This window comes from Nocardioides sp. (assembly GCF_029937575.1).
In the GTDB taxonomy this organism is placed as follows: domain Bacteria; phylum Actinomycetota; class Actinomycetes; order Propionibacteriales; family Nocardioidaceae; genus Nocardioides.
This window is the reverse complement of record NZ_JAPYPS010000106.1, coordinates 1-9,187: the sequence shown is the minus strand read 5'-3', so window position 1 is coordinate 9,187 and position 9,187 is coordinate 1. Positions and strand designations below refer to the sequence as shown.

The following is a 9,187-nucleotide window of genomic DNA, read 5'->3' as shown; positions in this document are numbered from 1 at the left end:
ACGCACCAGCGCACCGTGCACCCGCTCGCCCGCCGTGGGGCCGGGGGCCACCCGTGCGCCGGCGGCCTGGATGCGCGCCAGCAGGTCGTCGTACGACTCGTCCTCAGGCTCCATGGTCACTGACCTCCTGCTCGGCAAGGATCTCCCGCAGCCGGGCCAGCCCCCGGGAGAGATGGCTGCGAGCCGTGCCGACCGAGCAGCCGAGCCGCTCGGCGATCCCGGCGTGGTCGAGGTCCTCCAGGGCACGCAGCACCACCGCGGCGCGTTGCTGCTTCGGCAGCCCACGCAGCGCCTCGATCAGGGCCGGGTCGAGGACGGCATCGACGCGCACCGGACCGTCGCGATCGGGCAGCACGCCGGGCAGCCGCTCGCGGCTGAGCCGACGGCCGCGGTCGATGTTGAGGCGCACCAACGTGGTGTGGGCGTAGCCGCCCGGGTTGCCGTCGCCGACCGTGCGCCACTTCATCCCCACCCTCACCAATGCCTCCTGCACCAGGTCCCAGGCGTCGTGCGGGTTGCCGGTCAGTCCGTAGGCGACCCGCAGCAACCGGGGCGTCTCGACCGCCACGAACTCCTCGTACCGCTGATCCACCTCGACCTGCCTACGACGTCACGGACTCAACGCGCGAGAGCACGCGAACGTTGAGCCCGGTCGAGCGCACGGAGACCGACACGCGGGAACTGTAGACCCGGGCGGCCCTCGACGAGGTGGCGCAGCGCCGGGGGCGCGACCACCCCCGTTCGGGGTCCGCGTCGCTCGCCGTACCTCTAGGCTGGCTCGCTATGAGCGACTGGCCGCGGGTGCGTCTGCACGTGGTGACCGGCAAGGGGGGCACCGGGAAGTCCACGGTCTCGGCGGCGCTCGCCCTGGCCCTGGCGACGAAGGGCAAGAACGTCCTCCTCTGCGAGGTCGAGGGACGCCAGGGCATCGCCCGGATGTTCGACGTCGACCCGCTCCCCTACACCGAGCGCCGGCTGACGACCGGGCTGCCGCTCGACGACGAGCGCCCCGGCGTCGTGCACGCGCTGCACATCGACGCGGAGTCGGCCCTGCTGGAGTACCTCGCGATGTACTACAAGCTCGGCCGCGCCGGGCGCGCCCTCGACAAGGTCGGGGTGGTGGAGTTCGCCACCACGATCGCGCCCGGCGTGCGTGACGTGCTGCTGACCGGCAAGGTCTTCGAGGCGGTGCAGCGCAACAGCCGCAACAAGGGCGCCATCGAGTACGACGCCGTCGTGCTCGACGCCCCGCCGACCGGGCGGATCACGCAGTTCCTCAACGTCAGCAACGAGCTGGCCGGGTTGGCCAAGGTCGGTCCCGTCAGGTCGCAGGCCGACACGATGATGACGCTCTTCCGCTCACCGCGCACCGCCGTCCACCTCGTCACCGTCCTGGAGGAGATGCCCGTGCAGGAGACCGCCGACGGGATCGCCGACCTGCACGACAACGACCTGCCCGTCGGCGGGGTCGTGGTCAACCTGGTCCGACCCCAGGAGCTCACCCGCGACCAGCTGGCCTCCACCGATCCCGCCGTCGTGGCCGCCGACCTGAAGGGCGTCGGGCTGGACCCGGCCGAGTCGCTGGTCGACGGGCTCGTGGCCGAGGGCCGCGAGCACGCGGAGCGACGCGCGCTCGAGCACGACCAACGGGCGCTCGTCGGCGCACTCGGCGTCCCGACCTACGAGCTGCCGCGGCTGGCTCGCGGCGTCGACCTCGGCGCCCTCTACGAGCTCGCCGGCCTCCTGCGCGCCCAGGGAATGGCCTGACGTGGCCGCGCGCACCACGTCGCGGACAGGGGACCGCTCGAGCTCCCGGGCCCGGGTCGGCCCCGCGGGACCCGCGGCCGACCCGCTCGACATCGACGGACTCCTGGACGACCGATCGGTCGGCATCATCGTCTGCTGCGGCTCGGGAGGGGTCGGCAAGACGACCACGTCGGCCGCCCTCGCGCTGCGCGCGGCCGAGCGGGGACGGCGCGTCGTCGTGCTCACCATCGACCCGGCGCGGCGCCTGGCCCAGTCGATGGGCATCGAGGCCCTGGACAACACTCCGCGCCCGGTCAGCAGCGTCGACACCTCGGCGGGCGGGTCGCTGGACGCGATGATGCTCGACATGAAGCGGACCTTCGACGAGGTCGTCGAGGCGCAAGCGAGCCCGGAGAAGGCCAGGGCCATCCTGGAGAACCCCTTCTACGTGACCCTGTCGTCATCCTTCGCCGGCACGCAGGAGTACATGGCGATGGAGAAGCTGGGCCAGATCCGCGCCGACGCCCAGCGCGACGGGACCTACGACCTGATCGTGGTCGACACGCCTCCGTCCCGCTCGGCGCTGGACTTCCTCGACGCGCCGGAGCGGCTGTCCCGGTTCCTCGACGGACGCTTCATCAAGCTGATGCTCGCTCCGGCCAAGGGCCCGGCCCGGATCGTCTCGGCCGGGTTCGGGCTGATCACCAACGCGCTGACCCGGATCCTGGGGGCGCAGGTGCTGCGCGACCTGCAGACGTTCGTGGCCGCCATCGACACGGTCTTCGGGGGATTCCGTCAGCGGGCGATGAAGACCTACGCGCTGCTGCAAGCCGACGGCACGGCCTTCCTCGTCGTCGCCTCGCCCGAGCCGGACGCGCTGCGCGAGGCGGCGTACTTCGTCGAGCGGCTCAGCGAGGACCGGATGCCGCTCGCGGGCCTGGTCGTCAACCGGTCCAGCCCCGTGCCTCAGGGCGACCTGTCGGCCGACGAGGCGATGGCCGCCGCCGAGCGGCTGCGCGCCCAGGACCCGACGTCGCTGACGGCCGGGCTGCTGCGGCTGCACGCCGACCAGACACGACTGGTCGAGCGGGAGGGCGCGCTGCGCGCCGGCTTCGCTCGGGCCCACCCACAGGTGGCCACGACGCTCGTGCCCGCGCTCGCCACCGACGTGCACGACCTGCGCGGGCTGCGTCGGATCGGCGAGCTCTTGGCCGCCGGCACCGACGAGACCTGACGAGAGCTGACGAACGGTCAGACCGAGATGCGCACCGGAGCCGCAGTCGACTCCTGCTTGGCGCTCTGCAGCACCGAGCGCCACGAGGCGGTCGGGCGGCGACGGAGCAGCGCCCGGCGCTCGCGCTCGGTCATCCCGCCCCACACCCCCCACTCGATCTGGTTGTCGAGCGCCTCGGCGAGGCACTCGGTGCGTACGGGGCAGCCCTGACAGAGCTGCTTGGCCTTGTTCTGCTCCGCGCCTCGCACGAACAACTCGTCGGGCTGCTCCGCCCGGCAGGCAGCGCGCGGCGCCCAGTCTTCAACCCACATAGTGATGTCCCCACATCGGTCCGGTCGGACCATGCACCGAAGGCGCGCCGCCGGAAGCTTTCCCTTGAGAAAAAGGTAAAGAAATTGCCAGCGTTAGAACAGACTCGTTCGACCCACCTTGTCTAGTCACAAATGACTAGACAAGGATGACTAGCATTTCCTGGGGTTTCGGCGGTGTCGCAAGAATCGGTCGGCCACCCACGGCTCCCGTACATTGGTGCGGTGTCCAGACCACGTAGTGAACGACCGCACGCCGCCACGGTGCTCTCGCACCTGGGAGTCATGGCGATCGTATCCGTCGTCCTCGGCGTCGTCGTCTCAGGCCTGGCGATCCCCTTCGCGGGCGTCCTGGGGTTCGCGGCGAGCAACACCGCCGACGGCATCGACAACCTGCCCCAGGAGCTCGAGACCGACGAGTTGGCCCAGAAGACGACGATCCTCGACGCCAACGGCAACACGATCGCCTCGATCTTCGACGAGAACCGCGTCAACGTCTCGCTCAACCAGATCAACCGGCGCATGGTCAAGGCACTGGTCTCCATCGAGGACTCGCGCTTCTACGAGCACGGCGCCCTCGACTTCAAGGGCACGATGCGCGCCTTCTTCACCAACGCCGCGGCCGGCGGCGTGGTGCAGGGCGGCTCCACGCTGACCCAGCAGCTGGTCAAGCAGACCCTGCTGCAGCAGGCCGGGGACGATCCCGAGGCGCAGGCCGCGGCCACCGCCGAGACCCCGGCGCGCAAGCTGAAGGAGCTGCGCTACGCGATCGCCCTGGAGAACCGTCACTCCAAGGACTGGATCCTCGAGCGCTACCTCAACATCGTCTACTTCGGCGACGGCGCGTACGGCGTCCAGGCCGCCGCGCGTCACTACTTCGACGTCAACGCCAAGAAGCTCAACCTCAACCAGTCCGCGACGCTTGCCGGACTCGTCCAGAACCCGTCGGCCTACGACCCGACGGACTACCGCGACCGGGCCATCACCCGCCGCAACATCGTGCTCGACCGGATGGCCGAGCTCAGCGTGATCCCTCAGGAGAAGGCCGACCAGGTCAAGGACCGCGGGCTGGGACTCAAGACGCAGCCGAGCAACAACGGGTGCACCAGCAGCCAGGCCCAGTTCTTCTGCGCCTACGTGCTGGAGTACCTCAAGCAGGACGAGTCCCTCGGCACGACGCTCGACGAGCGCGAGCGGCTGCTCTACTCCGGGGGTCTGACGATCAAGACCACGGTGGACCTCGCCTACCAGAAGGCCGCCGACGACTCCGTCCGCGGCCGGGTCCGTGCGACCGACAACGCCATCGGAGCCCTGGCCCTGGTCGAGCCCGGCACCGGAGAGGTCAAGGCGATCGCCCAGTCCCGCCCGATGGGCCGCGACAAGGCGAGCGGACAGACGTTCCTCAACTACATCGTCCCCAAGCAGTACGGCGACAGCAACGGCTTCCAGGCCGGCTCGACGTTCAAGGCCTTCGTGCTGGCGACCGCGATCGAGGACGGCATCCCGCTCGACCGCACCTTCCCGGCGCCCAACAGCACCACGTTCAACCAGACCGACTTCGCCAATTGCCCGGGCAAGCCCGGCTTCGTCGGGACCTTCCCGATGCAGAACTCCGTCAGCTCGAGCGGCACCGAGAACCTCTACACCGGGGCTCGTCGCTCGATCAACACCTTCTTCTTCAACCTGGAGAAGGAGACCGGCGTCTGCAAGCCCTTCCGCCTGGCCAAGCAGATGGGCATCCAGCTGACCTCGCCGACGGGCAAGCGCGCCAAGGACGGTCGGCTGCTGGTCTCACCCGAGCGCATCCCCAACTTCACCCTGGGCGTTGCCGACGTCAGCCCCTTGGAGATGGCCGAGGCCTACGCGACCTTCGGTGCGCGCGGCGTGCACTGCGACTCGCGCCCCGTCACCTCGATCGCGGACGCCAACGGCAGCACGCTCAAGGAGTACCCCGCCACGTGCAGCCGCGTGATGTCGGAGTCCACGGCCGACGCCGTCAACGACATCCTGCGCGGCGTGATCGAGCCGGGCGGCTTCGCCTCCGCCCAGCAGCTCTCGGTGCCCTCGGCCGGCAAGACCGGTACGACCGGCACCGTCAACAAGTCGCCCTCGGTGTGGTTCGTCGGCTACACGCCCGAGATCGCGACGGCCGCCATGGTCGCCGGCGCCAACGAGTTCGGCACCCCGATCGGCCTCGACGGCCTGACCATCAACGGCGTCACCGTGAGCGCGTCCGGCTCCGGGCTGGCCGCGCCGATCTGGGGCGACGCGATGAAGGTCGTCGACGACAGTCTCGACGCCGTGCCGTTCGTCTACCCGGCCTCGGTCGAGGGTGCCGGGCAGGACTTCGTCCGCCCGCCCACGCCGCCGAGCAACAGCGGCGGCAACCCCGGGAACGGCAACCCCGGCGGCAACAACGGCAATGGGAACGGGAACGGCAACGGACGGGGCTGAGCCCCCGTAACGCAGCTCACCCCAGCTGACGCCGTACCTCGGCAGCCACCGCACCACCGTCGGCGCGGCCCTTCACCTGGGGCTGGACCAGGCCCATCACCTTGCCCATCGCCTTCATCCCCTCGCCCCGGGCACCGGCCTGCTCGACCGCGGCCGTCACGATGGCGGCGACGTCGTCGGCGCTGAGCTGCTCGGGCAGGTAGTCGGCGATCACGCCGGCCTCGGCCAGCTCCTTGGCGGCACTCTCGGCGCGGCCGCCGCCCTCGAAGGCGGTCGCCGCCTCGCGCCGCTTCTTGGCCTCGCTGGTCAGCACTCCGACGATGTCGTCGTCGCTCAGCTCCCGCGCCTGCTTGCCGGCGACCTCCGCGTTGGTGATCGCGGTCAGCACCATCCGCAGCGTGGAGGAGCGCAGCTCGTCGCGCGCCTTCATGGCAGTGGTCAGGTCGGCGCGCAGCTGGTCCTTGAGGGTGCTCATGATCGCCATTGTGGCAGCCTGGGCCCATGAGCACCGCCCGGTTTCTCGCCGCCTCCGCGAGCGCCGCGACGATCGCCGGCCTGGCGGCAACGGGGTACGGCCTCAGCGAGGCACGGCGCTACACCCTGCGCCGGGTCGAGGTGCCTCTGCTTCCTGCCGGGGCCCGGCCGCTGCGGGTGCTGCACCTCAGCGACCTGCACGTCACGCCGGGACAGTCCCGCAAGCTCGACTGGATCCGCGGCCTGGCCGGACTGCAGCCCGACCTGGTCGTGGACACCGGAGACAACCTGTCCCACCGCGAGGCCGTGCCGGCCGTGTGTGGTGCGCTCGGGCCGTTGCTCGACGTCCCCGGTGTCTTCGTCCACGGCTCCAACGACTACTTCGAGCCCACCATGCGCAACCCCCTGCGCTACCTGCTGCCCGACGACGGCACCCGGCACACGGCGTCCGCGCAGCTGCCCTGGCGCGAGCTGAGCCGGCGCTTCACCGAGGCCGGCTGGCGCGACCTGACCAACCGCCGCGACGCGGTCGAGGTGCACGGTGTCCGACTGGCCTTCGCCGGTGTCGACGACCCCCACCTGAGCTACGACCGCCTCGACGTCGTGGCGGGGCCGGCCGACCCAGCCGCCGACGTACGACTGGGCGTGGCGCACGCGCCGTACCTCCGGGTCCTGGACCAGTACGCCGCCGACGGGTACGACGCCGTGCTCGCCGGTCACACGCACGGCGGCCAGGTGTGCCTGCCCAACGGCCGTGCACTGGCCACCAACTGTGACCTCGAGCCCGCTCGCGCACGCGGTCTGCACCGGCACCCGGCCGACTCCCGCCCCGGGGATCCCGGGTCGGCCTGGCTGCACGTCTCGGCGGGGATCGGCACCAACCCCTACGTGCGAGTCCGCGTCGCGTGTCGGCCCGAGGCGACCCTGCTCACCCTGGTGCCCGCCCCGCCGAGCGGCGCGGTCGACTCGTGACCCCCCGCGATTGCGGCTGACCCGAACGCCTCCGGTATGCTCGCTGGCGAGTGAGCCGACCACGGTCGGCTGCTTTCGGGCTGTGGCGCAGCTTGGTAGCGCGCGTCGTTCGGGACGACGAGGCCGCAGGTTCAAATCCTGTCAGCCCGACCCTCTTTCCCGCCTGAGCACCCCGGCACCGCAGCATGCGGGCCGGGGTCGTTCGCGTCCGGACGACGCAGTGACGGCAGCAGGACGTCGTCGACCAGGGCCAGGACGGTCTCCTCGTCGGGGGCGCGGCCCGGAAAGACCGCCCGCGACGCCAGGTAGGTCGGGAGCAGGTCCCACAGCTCGTCGGAGACCGCGTGCGCCCCGATCTCGCCTCTGGCCACCGCCCGCTCCAGGACGCCGACCATCAGCCTGCGACGTTCGTGGAGGAACTCCGACAGGAAGGCATCGCGCAGGCCGGCTCCGTGACGGAGCTCGTTCATGACCGCCCCGATGGTCGCCGCGTGCTCGGTGGTCTGGTGGACGACCAGGTTGCCGAGCGCGATGAGGTCTCCGCGCAACGAGCCCGTGTCGATCCCGACCTGGATGTCCAGGACGCCATGGGTGAAGGCCGCCAGGACCAGCTCGGGCTTCGAGGGCCACCGGCGGTAGAGCGTCGTCTTGCTCGCCTTGGCGCGTGCTGCCACCTCGTCGACGGTGAAGCGGTCGAAGCCGCGCTCCTGCAGCACTGAGAGCGCAGCGTCGAGCAGCTCCGCCTCCCGCTTCGTCGGCGTGACACACGCCGGGGCAGCCGGCGTGGCGGGAGCGGCGACCTGGGGCGGGACCATGCGCTGACGGTACCCGCCGTACGGCGGTGAGTACGATACCGTATCGTACTGCCATGCTGGACTGCTCCCGCCGCGGCGCCACGGCTGCCTCGGCCACACCGGCGCTCCCCACGCCATCGCGCACCGGCAGTCCCTCGCGTCACCGGATCCTGCGGTGGACGATCGAGTTCGGGACCTTCGGCGTCCTCGCGGTCGCCTACACCGTGGTGCGGTCCCTGGTGACGGCCGACCCAGCGAGGGCGATCGCCCACGCCGAGTGGCTGGCCTCGCTCCAGGGCGAGCTCGTCCGCGGCCTGGAGGAGGCCCTCAACACCTGGTTCGTCGGATCCACGGTGGTCGCTGTCACCGCCTGCTACCTGTACGCCGTCCTGCACTACGTGGCGACCCCGGCGGTCTTCCTGCTCTCGCGCCGACACGGGGGGCGCTTGTACTGGACGGGCTACTGGTCGCTGGTCGTGGCGTCCGGGCTGGCGGTCCTCGTCTACGCCACCTTCCCGGTCGCGCCCCCGCGGCTGACCCCGAGCACCGGCATCGTCGACGTGATGCGCGAGTTCGCCGACTACGGCTGGTGGGGCTCCGCGGCCTCGGCACCGCGCGGGATCGGCGACGCCACGAATCAGTACGCCGCGGTGCCGTCCATGCACTTCGGGTGGGCGTTGTGGACCTCGATCCAGCTCTGGCTGATGGGTGGTGGCGCCCGGAGGACTCTGGCGGTGGCCTACCCGTTGCTGATGACGGTGGTGGTGATCGGGACCGGCAACCACTTCCTGATCGACGTGCTCGCGGGCGGCGCCTGCGTCGTCGTCGGCTACGCCGTCGTCACCTGTGCGCTGCGCTGGTGGTCACGAGAGCACGTCGGGTCACGCGGTTCCCCCGTCGGCGCCAGGAACCGCGTGGGACACTGAGCGACATGGCAGACGACGACTCCGGACGTGGCCCGGTCGACGACAACGACGACGAGAGACTGAGCCCACCGACCCTCGCCCTCCCCCGCCTGTTCGGCCGCCGCCGTGGTGCCGAGCCCGTCGCCACGGATGACGAGCCCACCTTCGCCGATGCGGGATCGCCGGTCGCGACCCGAGACAGCCCCGAGCAGGACCGACCGGCTGCCACCGGCGCTCGCCGTGCCGCCGGCCGTCCGGCGCGGCGGCCGTTGCGCGTCCCGCGCGTCCCCGTCCCCGCGG

Annotated in this window: 10 protein-coding genes and 1 tRNA gene; 7 read left to right on the top strand and 4 right to left on the bottom strand. The window is 71.2% G+C overall.

The features are described from left to right. Window positions 1-103: 103 nt before the first annotated feature. The gene (locus Q1K33_RS20035; RefSeq protein WP_300406580.1) at window positions 104-592 is read right to left on the bottom strand and encodes a SigE family RNA polymerase sigma factor; all 489 of its coding nucleotides are present in this window, start codon (window positions 590-592) and stop codon (window positions 104-106) included. A gap of 191 nt (window positions 593-783) precedes the next feature. Here Q1K33_RS20035 and Q1K33_RS20030 point away from each other — a divergent pair, with 191 nt between their 5' ends. Next, a complete protein-coding gene (locus Q1K33_RS20030) occupies window positions 784-1,767 on the top strand; it encodes an ArsA-related P-loop ATPase (protein WP_300406579.1) in 984 nt (327 codons plus the stop codon). Window positions 1,768-1,858: 91 nt separating this feature from the next. Next, a complete protein-coding gene (locus Q1K33_RS20025) occupies window positions 1,859-2,980 on the top strand; it encodes an ArsA-related P-loop ATPase (protein ID WP_300406582.1) in 1,122 nt (373 codons plus the stop codon). Window positions 2,981-2,997: 17 nt separating this feature from the next. Here Q1K33_RS20025 and Q1K33_RS20020 read toward each other — a convergent pair whose 3' ends face one another. Continuing rightward, window positions 2,998-3,291 carry a WhiB family transcriptional regulator gene (locus Q1K33_RS20020; protein ID WP_300406577.1) on the bottom strand — a complete coding sequence of 98 codons (294 nt, stop codon included), beginning with the start codon at window positions 3,289-3,291 and terminating at the stop codon, window positions 2,998-3,000. A 282-nt stretch (window positions 3,292-3,573) separates the two neighbouring features. On the opposite strand from Q1K33_RS20020, the gene Q1K33_RS20015 reads away from it, so the two are divergent. Then, window positions 3,574-5,742: a transglycosylase domain-containing protein gene (locus Q1K33_RS20015; protein WP_300406575.1), complete on the top strand. Its 2,169-nt coding sequence runs from the start codon at window positions 3,574-3,576 to the stop codon at window positions 5,740-5,742. A 16-nt stretch (window positions 5,743-5,758) separates the two neighbouring features. Here the strand turns inward: Q1K33_RS20015 and Q1K33_RS20010 are convergent, their stop codons facing one another. Continuing rightward, complete coding sequence (locus Q1K33_RS20010) at window positions 5,759-6,217, bottom strand: GatB/YqeY domain-containing protein (RefSeq protein WP_300406573.1); 459 nt, start codon at window positions 6,215-6,217, stop codon at window positions 5,759-5,761. Window positions 6,218-6,243: 26 nt separating this feature from the next. On the opposite strand from Q1K33_RS20010, the gene Q1K33_RS20005 reads away from it, so the two are divergent. Together Q1K33_RS20005 and Q1K33_RS20000 are read left to right on the top strand one after the other, a co-directional pair. Beyond that, window positions 6,244-7,188, top strand: a complete 945-nt coding sequence (locus Q1K33_RS20005) for a metallophosphoesterase (protein WP_300406572.1) — start codon at window positions 6,244-6,246, stop codon at window positions 7,186-7,188. Between the two features lie 76 nt (window positions 7,189-7,264). Continuing rightward, window positions 7,265-7,338 (top strand) — tRNA-Pro (locus Q1K33_RS20000). Here the strand turns inward: Q1K33_RS20000 and Q1K33_RS19995 are convergent. Further along, the gene (locus tag Q1K33_RS19995; protein ID WP_300406570.1) at window positions 7,320-8,003 is read right to left on the bottom strand and encodes a TetR/AcrR family transcriptional regulator; all 684 of its coding nucleotides are present in this window, start codon (window positions 8,001-8,003) and stop codon (window positions 7,320-7,322) included. The genes Q1K33_RS20000 and Q1K33_RS19995 overlap by 19 nt on opposite strands. 53 nt (window positions 8,004-8,056) lie before the next feature. Here Q1K33_RS19995 and Q1K33_RS19990 point away from each other — a divergent pair, with 53 nt between their 5' ends. Next, window positions 8,057-8,908 (top strand): phosphatase PAP2 family protein, encoded by an 852-nt coding sequence (locus tag Q1K33_RS19990; protein WP_300406568.1) that lies wholly within the window; start codon window positions 8,057-8,059, stop codon window positions 8,906-8,908. Between the two features lie 5 nt (window positions 8,909-8,913). Then, on the top strand, window positions 8,914-9,187 hold a 274-nt coding region (locus Q1K33_RS19985; RefSeq protein WP_300406566.1), incomplete at its 3' end, for a hypothetical protein.